Source organism: Meridianimarinicoccus marinus (assembly GCF_040689105.1).
In the GTDB taxonomy this organism is placed as follows: Bacteria; Pseudomonadota; Alphaproteobacteria; order Rhodobacterales; family Rhodobacteraceae; genus Meridianimarinicoccus; species Meridianimarinicoccus marinus.
This window is the reverse complement of record NZ_JBFBVU010000003.1, coordinates 151,608-165,121: the sequence shown is the minus strand read 5'-3', so window position 1 is coordinate 165,121 and position 13,514 is coordinate 151,608. Positions and strand designations below refer to the sequence as shown.

Genomic DNA, 13,514 nt, shown 5'->3' with positions numbered 1-13,514 from the left:
TACGGGTCGAACTGACCGAACTGGAACGCGGGACACACATACTCGTCACGGAACCGGTGTAAAAAGACACTCGCTAACACACTATGCTTTCGTATAGCGGCGATGTAACAGTTTCCAGACGGTTTCTGCAATGCGGCAAGAAACTTGGGTGGGGAATACCCTAAAGCCTGATCGTTGAGATCAATCTGCCGTAGTCTGCCTGCTTTTCGTGCACACTTCGTCTGTACGAGAAGAAGCGGCGCGGGTCGGAATAGGTGCAGTGCCTGATCCATTCGGCCTGGGCCACCCCGGCGCGGCGCAGGCGATGCAATTCATAGGCGGGCAGGTCGAACATATAGCGGTCGCCCTCGCCATTGGCGAAAAACCGCGTGTTTTCCGTGTCTTCGTCGATGAAATCGTCCAGGAATTCCGGGCCGACCTCATAGGCGCGCTGGCTGATCGTGGGGCCGATCACGGCGATGGTGTTGGTGGGTTGGGCGCCAAGGGTCGCCATCGCGTCCAGCGTTGCTTCAAGAATGCCTGCCAAAGCGCCACGCCAGCCCGCATGGGCCGCGCCGATCACGCCGGCATCGGGATCCCAGAACAGCACCGGCGCGCAATCGGCGGTGAGAATCGACAGCACCTGCCCCGGTTCGCGGGTGACGATGGCATCGGCGGCCTCGGCGCGGGCGGGGGGATCGCCTTCGGCGACCACCACATTGGCGGAATGGATCTGGTGCACGCGCCACATGGCGCCGGGCTGGGCGTCCATGGCGCGGGCGACGCGGGCACGGTTGATGTCCACCGCGTCGGCCTGATCCGACGAGCCCAGGCCGCAGTTCAGCCCGTTGAACACGCCGCTGGAGGCGCCGCCCCGGCGGGTGAAAAAACCGTGTCTGACGGGGGTGAGCGCATCCGAGGTGAGTATTTCAAGTGTCATGTCGTCAGTCCCGGAAACGTCGCCGCGTGGGACGGCATCATGGCGAGGCATTTGAACAGTGATCCCATTTCCTCGGGGTGGGTCAAGCGCCGATGTGCGGCGATGTGCTGGTCCAGCGGTGCACCGCGCAGCTTGGCGGCCAGCGATTGCGCGCGGTGCGTGATGCCGAGGCGTTCCAGAAACACGCCCTGCGCGACCATCGGGCTGTGGGTCACACCGGGCACGGATTGCGCGGCGCGGGCGAGGGCTTCGAAATCCACATGCGCGGTCAGATCGGCTTGCCCCGGATCGGCCAGCGGATCCACCGGCTGGTGCGCGCGCAGGGCTTGCAGCGTGTCCCCGCGCGAGCGCCAGTCGCCATAATCGATCATCAGCGCGGCGCCGCCGTGGGCGGCGATGCGCTGGCCAAGGGCGGTGACGATGCCGGGGGCAGCGGGGCAGATCTCGACCAGATCGCCGGGGCCGGTGTCGGCCAGACGGTGCGCCAATGCCGGCAGCGGCGTGGCCGGGGCCAGCCCGAAGGTCAGCGCACCGTCGCGCAGGCCGATGCGCCGTTCCTGCCAGCCGTCCGCCGTGCGCTGGAATTGCCGGATCGGCAGGGCGTCGAAGAATTCATTGGCCACGGCGAAACAGGGCAGATCGGGCAGATCCTCGGCCCGGTCCAGCCAGACCGGGTGATGCGGCTGCAGGGTTTTGCCCTGGATGCCGCGCAGGGTGGCCGAGGTTTCGACCAGATGCAGGCGGGCGGCATCGTGGAACCCCGGCACGGTGCGGGTGGCGCGCAGCAGATCGGCCATCAGCGTGCCGCGCCCCGGCCCCAGTTCGACCAGCGCGAAGGGGGCGGGTGCGCCCTGATCCAGCCAGCATTGCGCGAGGGCAAGGCCGACCAATTCGCCGAACATCTGGCTGATCTCGGGCGCGGTGATGAAATCGCCTGCGGTACCGAAGGGGTCGCGGGTGGCGTAATAGCCGTGCGCCGGGTTCATCAGCGCCTCGGCCATGAAATCGGCCACCGAGAGCGGGCCGTCGGCGGCAATCCGGGCGGTGATCTGGGCCAGAAGCGGGCTCACGCGCGGGCCTGCGCGTGGTTCGCCATCAGCAGGACACCCAGCCCCAGCGCGATCATCGGCAGCGACAGAAGCTGGCCCATGGTCAGCCCGGCCTCTCCCAGCCGCAGCACATGGCCCAGCGGGTTGCCCGGCGTGATGAATTGAGCGTCGGGCTGGCGGAAGAACTCGACGGTGAAGCGCGCCAGCCCGTAGCCCAGGAAGAATACGCCGGTGACACGGCCCGGGATTTTCAGCGCCCCGCGCGAAAACGCCAGCACCAGCAGCAGCGCGCCCAGCAGCAGCCCTTCCAGCCCCGCCTCGTACAGTTGCGAGGGATGGCGGGCGCAGGGGCCTGTCCAGTCCGGCGGGCAGGTCTGCGCCGCCGGGCCGGGGAAGAGCACCCCCCAGGGCGCGGTGGTCGGACGACCCCAAAGCTCGGCGTTGATGAAATTGGCCAGACGCCCCAGCAGCAACCCCGGCGGGGTGGCCAGCGCCATGGCATCGGCCACGCTGGCCGGGGTCAGCCGCTGCCGCCAGCAGAACAGTGCCGCCGCCACCACCACGCCCAAAAGCCCGCCGTGAAAGGCCATGCCGCCCTGCCAGATCTTCACGATGTCGCCGGGATGGGCCAGGAAATGCGCCGGCTGGTAGAACAGCGCAAAGCCCAGCCGCCCGCCAACCACCACGCCGATGATGACCCAGGTCAGCAGCGCCTCGGCCTGCGCGGCGGTCATCGGCGGGGTGTTGTCTTTCCACAGCGCGGGCCGGGCCAGCGCGCGGCGGATCAGCCACAACCCGGCCAGAAGCCCCACGATATAGGCCAGCGCATACCAGCGCAGGGCGAATTGGAAGCCGCCCAGCGAGATCGAGAACACCTCGGGCGACAGCGGCGGAAAAGGCAGGGCAAATGTCATGGCGGCAATTGGCAAGCCGCGCCGGGGGAAGTCAACCTTGCGCTGACGGCAGCCGCGGCCCATATGTGAGAGGACACAGGAACGGAGCCTCAGATGCAGAGCCAGAACCGCATTCTCGACGACATGTCGCAACTTTTCACCAACGCTCTCGGCGTCGCGCAGGGTGCCAAGGATGAGGCGGAAACCGCGCTGAAGGGCTTGATGGACCGCTGGCTGGCCGACCGCGATTTCGTCACCCGTGAGGAATTCGACGCCGTCCGCGCCATGGCCCAGAAGGCCCGCGAGGAAAACGAGGCGCTGAAGGCCCGGCTGGAGGCGCTGGAGGCCGACAAGGGCTGAGCGCCCGGTCCAGGCCGTGACGTTTCAACCCCGCCCCCGTGGCGGGGTTTTTCGTGGGGGGGTCAGGCCAGGGTGGCAAAGCGCTTGGCCAGATCCTGCGCCGCTTCGGCAAATCCCCAGGGCGCATTGGCGACCCACAGCCCGCTGCCGATCATGCCGTGACCGGGGCGCGCGGGCGGGAAGCGCACCTCGTTGAGCACCGATTTGTCGTCGGACAGGGGTTTCAGCCGGGCCACCAGCGGTCGCTCGGCCCCCGAGGCCAGGATCGGATACCACAGCATCAGCACCCCCACCGGCCATTTGCGGCGGATGCGGGACAGCAGGGTCGGGATGGTCTCGAACTCGGTCTTCACCTCGTAGGAGGGATCGACCAGCAGCAGCCCCCGGCGCGGGGTCGGCGGCGTCAGCGACAGGGCCAGCTCTGGCCCGTCCTTCTGCAGCACCTCGGCGGCGGGCAGGGCATAGCGCAGGGCCGACACCTCGCGCGGGTGCAACTCGGCCAGAACCAGACGATCCTCGGGGCGCAGCAGGGTCGATGCGATCAGCGGCGAGCCGGGATAGGCCGCCGCCCCGGCGCGTTCGCGTGCAGCGGCAAGGCAGCGGGCATAGGGATGATCGGCGGCGAACCAGCGTTCCATCCGCCCGATGCCTGCCGTAGCCTCGCCGGTTTTCTCCGCCTCGGGGGCCGACAGGTCATAGAGCGCCCGGCCCGCATGGGTTTCCAGATAGGTCAGCGGCTTGGGCTTGCGGGTCAGATAGTCCAGCGCCAGCGCCAGCAGCGCGTGCTTGTGAACGTCCGCCGCATTGCCGGCGTGATAGATGTGCTGATACGAAAGCATGCCGCCCCATAACACCGCCGCCACGCCTGCGCCACATGGCTTGCCGGGGGGGCGGTTTCAGGGCTAGATCGACGCCATGGCGCGCCGACAGATAGACCTGCCCCCGAAACCCGATTTCCGGTTCGAAACCGCAGCCCGGATGCTGGGCGCCACCCGCATCGCCGGGGTGGACGAGGTCGGGCGCGGGCCGCTGGCCGGTCCGGTGCTGGCCGCCGCCGTGGTGCTGGACCCGGGCAACATTCCCGACGGGCTGAACGATTCCAAGAAGCTGAGCGTGAAGCGGCGGCTGGCGCTGGAAGAGCTGATCAAGGCCAGTGCCGACTGGTCGGTGGGCGAGGCCACGGTGGAGGAGATCGAGGACATCAACATCCTGCACGCAGCACATCTGGCCATGCGCCGCGCCGTGGCCGGGTTGCGCACGGCGCCCGATCACCTGCTGATCGACGGGGTGCACATGCCGCGCGGGCTGAACCAGCGGCATCAGGCGGTGGTCAAGGGTGATGCGCGCAGCCTGTCCATCGCGGCGGCGTCGATCATCGCCAAGGTGGCGCGCGACCGGATCATGGGAGAGCTGGCGCAGCAGTTTCCCGGTTACGGATGGGAAACCAACGCCGGTTACCCGACCCCGGCCCACAAACGCGCCCTGCTAGATTTGGGGGTGACCCCGCACCATAGACGTTCCTTCGCTCCCGTCCACAAGATGTTGTGTGGGTAAATATGCTAACCCTCTGATTCAAAAAAAGAAATTGACCTCGAATCGGGTTTGACTCATTTTGTCTGCAAAACGCGGCGTAAAAAACAGGCCGCCACGAGAGGCAGACCATGAGAAAGACTTCGACACAGGCAGCCAAGCTGCCGCTGAACACGATCCTTCAGGGCGACTGCATTGCGCAGATGAACGCGCTGCCCGAGGGCTCGGTGGACCTGATATTCGCGGATCCCCCGTACAACCTGCAGCTCAAGGGCGACCTGCACCGGCCCGACAATTCCAAGGTCGATGCGGTGGATGATGCCTGGGACCAGTTTTCCAGTTTTGCGGTCTACGACAAGTTCACCCGCGAATGGCTGAAGGCGGCGCGGCGGGTGCTGAAGCCCGACGGCGCGATCTGGGTGATCGGTTCGTATCACAACATCTTCCGGGTCGGGGCGGCGTTGCAGGACGCGGGATACTGGATTCTTAACGACGTGATCTGGCGCAAGTCGAACCCGATGCCGAATTTCCGCGGCAAGCGGCTGACCAACGCGCATGAGACGATGATCTGGGCGTCGAAAAGCGAGAAGGCGAAATACACCTTCAACTACGAGGCGCTGAAGGCGCTGAACGAGGATGTGCAGATGCGCTCGGACTGGGTGCTGCCGATCTGCACCGGGCACGAGCGTCTGAAGGATGCCAAGGGCGCCAAGGCGCATCCGACGCAAAAGCCCGAGTCTCTGCTGCACCGGGTGCTGATCGGCACAACCAAGCCCGGCGACGTGGTGCTGGACCCGTTCTTTGGCACCGGCACCACCGGCGCGGTGGCCAAGATGCTGGGCCGGAACTTCATCGGGATCGAGCGCGAGGATGCCTATATCGAGGTCGCCAGGGCGCGGCTGGCACGGGTGCGCAAGCTGGACGAGGCCGACCTGCAGGTGACGCAGCCCAAGCGGTCGCAACCCCGCGTGCCCTTCGGGCAATTGGTCGAACGCGGCATGCTGCGACCGGGGGAGAAGCTGTATTCCCCGCGCGGCGATGTGGCCAAGGTGCGCGCCGATGGCACGCTGGCGGCGTCGAACGCGCGCGGCGATCATCACGGGTCGATCCATCAGGTCGGCGCGGCGCTGGAAGGGGCGCCCAGTTGCAACGGCTGGACCTATTGGACCTTCAGGCGCGAGGGCAAGCCGGTGCCCATCGACTATCTGCGCCAGCAGATCCGGTCGGAACTGTAGTCCGAAACACTCGGGGCGTGGCGCTCAGTCCGCGTCCCGGATCGGATAGCCGCGCCACTGCTGCACCGGGCGCAGCGTAAAGATCGTCTGCATCGAGGCCACGTTCGGCAGCCGCGACAGGCATTCGCGATGAATGTCGGCATAGTCGTTCATGTCCCGCGCCACCACGCGCAGGATGTAATCCGCATGGCCAGAGGTCAGGTGACATTCCAGGATGTCGTCGAAACGGGTGACGGCGGTCTCGAAGGCCTCCAGCACCTCGCGGGCCTGGGAACTGAGCGTGATCTCGACGAAGACCTGCAGCTTCAGCCCCAGCGCGGTGCGGTCGATCTGGGCGGCATAGCCACGGATCAGGCCGTTTTCCTCCAGCAGCTTGATCCGCCGGTGGCAGGCCGAGGTCGACAGCCCGATGTCGCGCGCCAGTTCGGCGATGGGACGTTGGGAATCCTTCTGCAGGGCGCGCAGGATTCGGCGATCAAAGATGTCCATGAAATTTTTCCTGTCCAAAGTCTGTTTTGCTGCATTTCATCCATAACATTGGTCAAAGCACATGAAATATTCGGAACAAATACTTCCAATTTCGGTCCATATCCTCCCCCATGCAGATCACGGGAGGACATGCGATGATCGTCGGCACACCCAAAGAAATCAAGAATCATGAATATCGTGTCGGGATGACGCCCGAAAGTGCAGCCGAGATGGTGTCGCACGGGCACAGCGTTCTGGTGGAAACCGGCGCGGGATTGGGCATCGGTGCGGAAGATGATGCCTATGCCGCCGCCGGCGCGCAGGTGGTGGACAGCGCCGAAGAGGTTTTCGCTCGTGCCGAGATGATCGTGAAGGTCAAGGAACCGCAAGCGGCCGAACGCGCCATGCTGCGCGAGAACCAGATCCTTTACACCTATCTGCATCTGGCCCCGGACCCCGAACAGACCCGCGATCTGGTGAATTCGGGCGCCGTCTGCATCGCCTATGAAACCGTGACGGATGCGCGCGGCGGGCTGCCGCTGCTGAAACCCATGAGCCAGGTGGCCGGACGGATGTCGATCCAGGCCGGGGCCTCGACCCTGGAAAAGGCGCAGGGCGGGCGCGGCGTACTGCTGGGCGGCGTGCCGGGCGTGGCGCCGGGCAAGGTCTGCGTCATCGGCGGCGGCGTGGTCGGTTTCAACGCGGCGCAGATGGCCGTGGGGCTGGGCGCCGATGTGACCATCTTGGACCGCAGCCCCGAGGCGCTGGAACGGCTGGGCATGTTCTTTGAAGCACGCGCCAAGACCCGGTTTTCCAACAAGGCCAACCTTGAGGAATGCGTGGCCGAGGCCGATCTGGTCATCGGCGCGGTTCTGGTGCCGGGTGCTGCGGCGCCGAAACTGGTGCGGCGCGCGCATCTGGCGACCATGAAGAAGGGCGCCGTTGTCGTGGATGTGGCCATCGACCAGGGCGGCTGTTTCGAAACGTCACGGGCCACCACCCATGCCGATCCGACCTACGTGGTGGACGATGTGGTGCATTACTGCGTGGCCAACATGCCCGGCGGCGTGGCGCGGACCTCGACCTATGCGCTCAACAACGTGACGCTGCCCCATGCGCTGCGCATTGCCGACAAGGGCTGGCGCGCGGCGCTGGCGGCCGATCCGCATCTGGCCAACGGGCTGAACGTCTGGAACGGGCAGATCACCTACAAGGCGGTGGCCGACGATCTGGGCTATGAGGCCGTGCCGCTGGCCACCGCGCTGGCGGCCTGAGCCACCTCGCATTCATTTTGGGGGCCGTCCGGGCGATCGGGCGGCCCTTTTCTGTCGGAGGTCAGCCGGCGGGGTCGCCACGGGCAAGGCTGTCGAGGATCGGGCAATCGGGCCGGTCATCGCCGGCGCAGCAGTGCACGAGGTGGGCCAGCGTGGCGCGCATGTCGCGCAGGTCGGCGATCTTGCGGTCGATCTCCTCCAGGTGGGTCTGGGCGATCCGGCGCACATCGGCGCTGGACCGGTCGGTGTCCTGCCACAGCGCCAGCAGGGCGCGGCATTCCTCGATGGTGAACCCCAGCGCGCGCGCGCGGGCCAGAAAGGTCAGGATGTTGATCTCGCGCGGGCCAAAGTCGCGGTAGCCGTTGGCGGTGCGCGGCGGTACCAGCAGGCCGATGTCCTCGTAATAGCGGATGGTCTTGCTGGGCAGGCCCGAGGCCTTGGCCGCGTCGCCGATGTTCATGCGGTGTGCTCCTTCGGGGCGGTTCCGGCCCGACGCAGGCGCAGGGCATTGGTGACCACAAAGACGCTGGAGGCCGCCATGGCCCCCGCCGCCAGCGCCGGCGACAGCAGCGTGCCGTTGACCGGGTACAGCAGCCCCGCCGCCACCGGGATCAGCAGCACGTTGTAGCCAAAGGCCCAGGCCAGGTTCTGCCGGATGTTGCGCAGGGTGCGGTGGCTGAGGTCCAGCGCCGTGGCGACGGTGCCGGGGCGGCCTGCGGTCAGCACCACATCGGCGGTTTCAACGGCGATGTCGGTGCCGGTGCCGATGGCCAGACCCACATCCGCCGCCGCCAGCGCCGGGGCGTCGTTGATGCCGTCGCCGACGAAGGCGACCGGACCGCGCGCCCGCAGGCGGTCGATGGCGGCGGTCTTGTCCTCGGGCAGAAGCTCGGCCAGCACCTCGTCCACGCCGATCTCGGTGCCGATGGCCTGTGCGGCGGCGCGGCTGTCGCCGGTCAGCATGGCCACATGCAGCCCTTGGGCCTGCAGGCGTTGCACCGCCCCGGCGGCATCCGCCTTGACCGGGTCCGACACCGCCATGACCGTGGCGGCCTGCCCGTCGACGGCAAGATACAGCACGCTGCGTCCTTCATCAGCCCATGCGGTGGCGGTGGCGGTCAGCGGGGCAAGATCCACGCCGTCGCGCGCCATCATCCGGGCATTGCCAAGCGCCACGCGCTGGCCGTCGCAGGTGGCCGCGATGCCATGGCCGGGGATCACCTCGGCCTCGGTGACAGGGGCCGGGGTCAGGCCCTTGGCCTCGGCGGCGGTCAGGATGGCATGGGCCAGCGGGTGTTCGGACAGGGCCTCGACACTGGCGGCCAGACGCAGCGCCGCGTCGGCGTCCATACCATTGGCCTCCAGCCCGGTCAGTTGCGGGCGGCCCTCGGTCAGCGTGCCGGTCTTGTCGAAAGCCACCACACGCACCGATTGCAGTTTTTGCAGGGCGTCGCCCTTGCGGAACAGGATGCCCAGCTCCGCCGCGCGGCCTGTGCCCACCATGATCGAGGTCGGCGTTGCCAGCCCCATGGCGCAGGGGCAGGCGATGACCAGCACCGAGATCCCGGCGATCAACGCATAGGAAATGGCGGGGGAGGGTCCGAAGATGAGCCAGCTGAGCGTGGTCAGGGTCGCCAGCCCGATCACCACCGGCACGAACCACAGGGTGACGCGGTTCACCAGGCTCTGGATCGGCAGGCGGGTGCCCTGCGCGTCCTCGACCATGCGGATGATGCGGGCCAGCGTGGTGTCGGCGCCGACGCCGGTGGCCGCCATGCGCAAGGGGCCGCTGCCGTTGACGGTGCCGCCGGTCAACGCAGCACCGGGGGTCTTTTCCACCGGCACCGGTTCGCCGGTGATCATGCTTTCGTCCACATGCGAGGCGCCGGTCAGCACGGTGCCGTCGGCGGGGATACGCGCGCCCGGCGCGATGCGCAGTACATCGCCGACGCGCAGGGCCAACAGGGGCCGTTCGACCACCGTGTCCCCGTCTTCCACCTGCGCCGTGTCGGGAGCAAGGCCCACCAGCTTGCGCACCGCATCGCCGGTGCGGCCCTTGGCGCGGGCTTCCAGCCAGCGGCCCAGCAGGATCAGGGTGACGATGACGCCGGCGGATTCGAAATAGACATGGCGCGCTTCGGGCGGCAGCAGGCCGGGGGCGAAGGTGGCGACGGTGGAATAGCCCCAGGCCGCGAGCGTGCCCAGGGCCACCAGCGCGTTCATATCCGGCACGCCCCTGGTCAGCGCGGGCAGGCCACGGGTAAAAAAGCTGCGCCCCGGTCCCGCCAGCACCAGCGAGATCAGCAGGAACTGCGCGATCCACAGCGGCTGGGTGCCGAGGGTACCAACCAGCCAGTGATGCAACGCCGGGATCGCGTGGCCGCCCATTTCCACCAGCAGCACCGGCAGGGTCAGCGCGCCCGCGATCAGCGTATCGCGCAGCAGGGCGGCGGCCTCGGCCTGTTCGGCGGCGGCCTGGGCGGCGCGGTTGCGGTCCGCACCGGGCAGATGGGCGTCGAATCCGGCCTCGGCCACCGCCGCGATCAGGGCCGCATCACCCTGCTCTCCGGACAGGGTCACCACATCGGCGCTGCCGCTGGCCAGGTTCACCCGCGCTTCAGTCACGCCGGGGACGGCCAGCAGGATGTTCTCGACCCGGCCGACGCAGGAGCCGCAGTGCATGCCTGACACCTCCAGCCGCAACTGGCGCGGCCGTGCGGGGTATCCGGCGGTGTCCAGTGCCGCCAGAAGGTCCGTGGCTGCATCCGCGCGCCCGGTGTCCACTTGCGCGGTGCGGGTGGCGAAGTTGATCTCGGCCCGTGAGACCCCGTCTATCGCCGCCATGGCGGTTTCGGCCCGGCGCACGCAGCCGGCGCAGGTCAGGCCGGTGACGGGGAAAGTAAATGTGGTGGTGGGCATCGGGCACTCCGGTCTGATCTTCCCGCCCCAGATAGTCCTTCCAGTCACTGGAAGGTCAAGCCCCGCCTGTCGGGCAGCGTGACGCATCCGGTTGCCGGGCCGGGCGCGCGACCCTAGGTTGCTGCGAACCGACCACACAGGACTGCGAAATGATCGATCTGTATACTTGGAGCACCCCGAACGGACGCAAGGTCTCCATCCTTCTGGAAGAACTGGGCGTGCCCTACGAGGTGCACTCCGTCAACATCGAAACCGGGGAACAGCATGACCCGGCGTTCCTAAAGGTCAGCCCCAACAACAAGATCCCCGCGATCTACGACCGCGACACCGGCCTGTCGCTGATGGAATCGGGGGCCATCATGGTCTATCTCGCCGAAAAACACGGCCGGTTCCTGCCCAAGGACCCGCTGGCGCGGGCGCAGGTGATGCAATGGCTGATGTGGCAGATGGGCGGCTTTGGCCCGATGCTGGGGCAATCGCATCATTTCCTCTACCCAAAGCGCGGCAAGTCCGAATATGCCGAGGAGCGCTATGCCAGGGAGGCCAAGCGTCTGTACGCCGTGCTGGACCGGCAGTTGGCGCTGGGCGACTGGGTTTCGGGCGACTATTCCATCGCCGACATGGCCATCTTTCCCTGGGCCGCGCGCCATCCCCGGCAAGAGATCGACCTGGCCAGCTATCCCAATGTCGCGCGCTGGTACCGGGTGATGCAGGATCGCCCGCCGGTGCAGCGGGGCTATATCGTTCCCGATGACGGCGATGCGCTGCCCCGGATCTGACCCCCGCACCTGATGCACCGCGACCACGACCGGGCCGGCGGGGATGCGCCGACACTCGACAAGACGCGCCGGTGGTGAAAGAGAAGGCACATGAAGCTGCGCATCTTTGGCAAATCCAGCGAGTCGGACGGCAAGCCGTTCTTCACCGCGCAGGATCGCGAGAACATCGCGTGGTTCTGGAACGCGTATCTGAAGAAGCGGACGGTCTGGCTGCTCCTCGTGCTGGGGCTGATCCTGGTGCAGGGGCTGGTCTATCAGCAGTTCCTGCGCCTGACGGAAAGCGGCCTGCGGGTCATCTTTGACCAGGGCGCGGTGCGCGACCTGTACAAGGTCTGCGGGCTGGTCTTCGCGCTGTTCTTCGTGCGGGGGATCACGTCTTACGTGGTGCCGCGCACCTCGACCTGGCTGGCCTCGGGTGCGGTGATGGAATTGCGCCGCGACCTGATCGAAAAGCTGCTGGTGCTGGACCTGTCGTATTTCGAACGCTCAAGCCCTGCCGACATCATCCTGCGGGTGGTGACGCAGGCGCAGCAACTGTCGCGATTCGTGGGGCAAGTGACGATCAACGCGGTGCGCGATGCGGTGATGGTGATCATCGTGTCGGGCTACCTGATCTACAAGGCGCCGCTGCTGTTCCTGACCGCGCTGATCATCGCGCCGGTGATCCTGTTCACGCTGCAATTCGTGTCGCGCCGGATCAAGCATGTGCAGCGCACGGCGGAAGCCGCGCTTGGCGCCTATATGAACACCCTGGAAGAGACCGTGAACGGGATGCGCACGGTCAAGATCTCGAACCAGGAAGAGTTCGAGGAAGCCCGGCTTCAGGCCACCAACGAGAAGATTCGCAGCCTGCAGGTGCGGGTGCAGGCGGCGCAGGCGATCGTGCTGCCGGCCATCGATTTCGCCTCGGCCTTCGCCTATGCCATGGTCATCGGCTTTGGCGGCTACATGGCCATCAGCCCGCATCACGACATCGACGGCGCCGCCATCATCACCTTCATGCTGGGGCTGGTCATGGTCTTCGACCCGCTGCGGGCGCTGGCCAAGTTCTTTACCCAGTTGCAACAGCAGCTGGTGCAGCTGGATTCGGTCCATTCGATCATGCGGCAGGAGCCCAGCATCGTGGACGTTCCCGATGCCACCGACGATTTCGACGCCGCCGCGGACATCCGGCTTGAGAAGGTGACCTTCGGCTATTCCGCCGACCAGCCGCTGTTCAAGGATCTGGACCTGACCTTCGACGGCGGCAAGCGGACGGCCATTGTCGGCGCCACCGGATCGGGAAAGACCACGGTGCTGAGCCTGCTGGGACGGCTTTACGACATCCAGGGCGGCGCGGTGATGATCGGCGATCACAATGTGCGCGACATCCGCATCGCCACCCTGCGCAAGTCGTTCTCGGTGGTGGCGCAGGACATCGTGATCTTCAACGCCTCGATCTGGGAAAACATCAAATACGTGCGGCCGCAGTCCACTGACGAAGAAATCTGGGCCGCCGCCGAAGCCGCCGAGATTGCCGGGCTGATCCGCGACCGGGGCAACACGCCGCTGGGCCCCAAGGGGGCGCAGCTGTCGGGCGGCCAGAAACAGCGGATCGCCATTGCCCGCGCCTTCCTGCGCTCGGCCCCGATCCTGCTGCTGGACGAGGCCACCTCGGCGCTGGACCAGCGCACCGAGGAGCGGATCAAGGGCGCGCTGAACCGCCTGTCCGAGGGCAAGACCACGATCATCGTCGCGCATCGGCTGTCGTCGGTCATCGATGCCGACAAGATCTATGTGCTGGATCAGGGACGGGTGGTCGAAACCGGAACCCATGCCGAGCTTCTGGCGCTGGGGGGGCTGTACGCCGGCATGTACACCACCCAGAAGGAAGGCTACCGCTAACAGCCTGAAACGGGGCGCAATCGCCGCGTTTGCGCCACCATCGTGCAGCTTTCGCCAACATATTCCGCAAAGCGTGGCAACATGTCGTCACCCCTGCGGCATCTGACGAATTGATTTGCCGGGCCGCGTGATTTAATCGGCTGGTAGCCATTCATGGGCCACCGCTCGGTTCCGCTGCCGGAATCGTCCGCAAGGCCAAAGCTG

13 protein-coding genes are annotated in these 13,514 nt (G+C 66.7%); 6 read left to right on the top strand and 7 right to left on the bottom strand.

Going from position 1 to position 13,514, the window contains the following annotated elements; translation table 11 throughout:
* Positions 1 to 160: 160 nt before the first annotated feature.
* Genes pgeF through lgt form a run of 3 tightly spaced genes read right to left on the bottom strand, consistent with a single transcriptional unit; the run spans position 161 to position 2,882 of the window.
* Entirely contained in the window at positions 161 to 919 is a 759-nt protein-coding gene (gene pgeF / locus AB0T83_RS04280; protein ID WP_366191808.1) for a peptidoglycan editing factor PgeF, read from the bottom strand.
* The gene (locus tag AB0T83_RS04275) at positions 916 to 1,989 is read right to left on the bottom strand and encodes a class I SAM-dependent methyltransferase (protein ID WP_366191807.1); all 1,074 of its coding nucleotides are present in this window, start codon (positions 1,987 to 1,989) and stop codon (positions 916 to 918) included. Before AB0T83_RS04275 ends, pgeF begins: the two co-directional genes overlap by 4 nt.
* Positions 1,986 to 2,882, bottom strand: coding sequence for a prolipoprotein diacylglyceryl transferase (gene lgt, locus AB0T83_RS04270; protein ID WP_366191806.1), 897 nt, complete (start codon positions 2,880 to 2,882; stop codon positions 1,986 to 1,988). The genes AB0T83_RS04275 and lgt overlap by 4 nt, the downstream gene beginning before the upstream one ends.
* Positions 2,883 to 2,975: 93 nt before the next feature.
* Between lgt and AB0T83_RS04265 the strand changes: the two genes are divergently transcribed.
* Positions 2,976 to 3,221: an accessory factor UbiK family protein gene (locus AB0T83_RS04265; RefSeq protein WP_366191805.1), complete on the top strand. Its 246-nt coding sequence runs from the start codon at positions 2,976 to 2,978 to the stop codon at positions 3,219 to 3,221.
* Between the two features lie 62 nt (positions 3,222 to 3,283).
* On the opposite strand, the gene rlmJ is transcribed toward AB0T83_RS04265, so the two are convergent.
* Positions 3,284 to 4,060 (bottom strand): 23S rRNA (adenine(2030)-N(6))-methyltransferase RlmJ, encoded by a 777-nt coding sequence (gene rlmJ / locus AB0T83_RS04260; RefSeq protein WP_366191804.1) that lies wholly within the window; start codon positions 4,058 to 4,060, stop codon positions 3,284 to 3,286.
* Between the two features lie 76 nt (positions 4,061 to 4,136).
* Between rlmJ and rnhB the strand changes: the two genes are divergently transcribed.
* Both rnhB and AB0T83_RS04250 read left to right on the top strand, forming a co-directional pair.
* On the top strand, positions 4,137 to 4,775 hold the full coding sequence (rnhB, locus tag AB0T83_RS04255) for a ribonuclease HII (protein ID WP_366191803.1): 639 nt from the start codon (positions 4,137 to 4,139) through the stop codon (positions 4,773 to 4,775).
* 107 nt (positions 4,776 to 4,882) lie between these two features.
* Positions 4,883 to 5,986, top strand: a complete 1,104-nt coding sequence (locus tag AB0T83_RS04250) for a site-specific DNA-methyltransferase (RefSeq protein ID WP_366191802.1) — start codon at positions 4,883 to 4,885, stop codon at positions 5,984 to 5,986.
* Positions 5,987 to 6,010: 24 nt separating this feature from the next.
* Here AB0T83_RS04250 and AB0T83_RS04245 read toward each other — a convergent pair whose 3' ends face one another.
* Positions 6,011 to 6,475 (bottom strand): Lrp/AsnC family transcriptional regulator, encoded by a 465-nt coding sequence (locus AB0T83_RS04245; protein WP_366191801.1) that lies wholly within the window; start codon positions 6,473 to 6,475, stop codon positions 6,011 to 6,013.
* 134 nt (positions 6,476 to 6,609) lie between these two features.
* Between AB0T83_RS04245 and ald the strand changes: the two genes are divergently transcribed.
* Positions 6,610 to 7,728: an alanine dehydrogenase gene (ald, locus tag AB0T83_RS04240; protein WP_366191800.1), complete on the top strand. Its 1,119-nt coding sequence runs from the start codon at positions 6,610 to 6,612 to the stop codon at positions 7,726 to 7,728.
* 61 nt (positions 7,729 to 7,789) lie between these two features.
* On the opposite strand, the gene cueR is transcribed toward ald, so the two are convergent.
* Positions 7,790 to 8,188, bottom strand: coding sequence for a Cu(I)-responsive transcriptional regulator (cueR, locus tag AB0T83_RS04235; RefSeq protein WP_366191799.1), 399 nt, complete (start codon positions 8,186 to 8,188; stop codon positions 7,790 to 7,792).
* Complete coding sequence (locus AB0T83_RS04230; RefSeq protein WP_366191798.1) at positions 8,185 to 10,647, bottom strand: heavy metal translocating P-type ATPase; 2,463 nt, start codon at positions 10,645 to 10,647, stop codon at positions 8,185 to 8,187. Before AB0T83_RS04230 ends, cueR begins: the two co-directional genes overlap by 4 nt.
* A 149-nt stretch (positions 10,648 to 10,796) precedes the next feature.
* Between AB0T83_RS04230 and AB0T83_RS04225 the strand changes: the two genes are divergently transcribed.
* Positions 10,797 to 11,426 (top strand): glutathione S-transferase family protein, encoded by a 630-nt coding sequence (locus AB0T83_RS04225; RefSeq protein ID WP_366191797.1) that lies wholly within the window; start codon positions 10,797 to 10,799, stop codon positions 11,424 to 11,426.
* 90 nt (positions 11,427 to 11,516) lie between these two features.
* The gene (locus AB0T83_RS04220) at positions 11,517 to 13,310 is read left to right on the top strand and encodes an ABC transporter ATP-binding protein (protein WP_366191796.1); all 1,794 of its coding nucleotides are present in this window, start codon (positions 11,517 to 11,519) and stop codon (positions 13,308 to 13,310) included.
* Positions 13,311 to 13,514 lie beyond the last annotated feature (204 nt).

Excerpts from the sequence above, each read along its gene's own strand:
- AB0T83_RS04265 (WP_366191805.1), top strand. The coding sequence starts at position 2,976 with ATGCAGAGCCAGAACCGCATTCTCGACGACATGTCGCAACTTTTCACC.
- cueR (WP_366191799.1), bottom strand. The coding sequence starts at position 8,188 with ATGAACATCGGCGACGCGGCCAAGGCCTCGGGCCTGCCCAGCAAGACC.
- AB0T83_RS04225 (WP_366191797.1), top strand. The coding sequence starts at position 10,797 with ATGATCGATCTGTATACTTGGAGCACCCCGAACGGACGCAAGGTCTCC.
- AB0T83_RS04230 (WP_366191798.1), bottom strand. The coding sequence starts at position 10,647 with ATGCCCACCACCACATTTACTTTCCCCGTCACCGGCCTGACCTGCGCC.
- rnhB (WP_366191803.1), top strand. The coding sequence starts at position 4,137 with ATGGCGCGCCGACAGATAGACCTGCCCCCGAAACCCGATTTCCGGTTC.
- ald (WP_366191800.1), top strand. The coding sequence starts at position 6,610 with ATGATCGTCGGCACACCCAAAGAAATCAAGAATCATGAATATCGTGTC.
- AB0T83_RS04220 (WP_366191796.1), top strand. The coding sequence starts at position 11,517 with ATGAAGCTGCGCATCTTTGGCAAATCCAGCGAGTCGGACGGCAAGCCG.
- AB0T83_RS04245 (WP_366191801.1), bottom strand. The coding sequence starts at position 6,475 with ATGGACATCTTTGATCGCCGAATCCTGCGCGCCCTGCAGAAGGATTCC.
- pgeF (WP_366191808.1), bottom strand. The coding sequence starts at position 919 with ATGACACTTGAAATACTCACCTCGGATGCGCTCACCCCCGTCAGACAC.
- AB0T83_RS04250 (WP_366191802.1), top strand. The coding sequence starts at position 4,883 with ATGAGAAAGACTTCGACACAGGCAGCCAAGCTGCCGCTGAACACGATC.
- rlmJ (WP_366191804.1), bottom strand. The coding sequence starts at position 4,060 with ATGCTTTCGTATCAGCACATCTATCACGCCGGCAATGCGGCGGACGTT.
- lgt (WP_366191806.1), bottom strand. The coding sequence starts at position 2,882 with ATGACATTTGCCCTGCCTTTTCCGCCGCTGTCGCCCGAGGTGTTCTCG.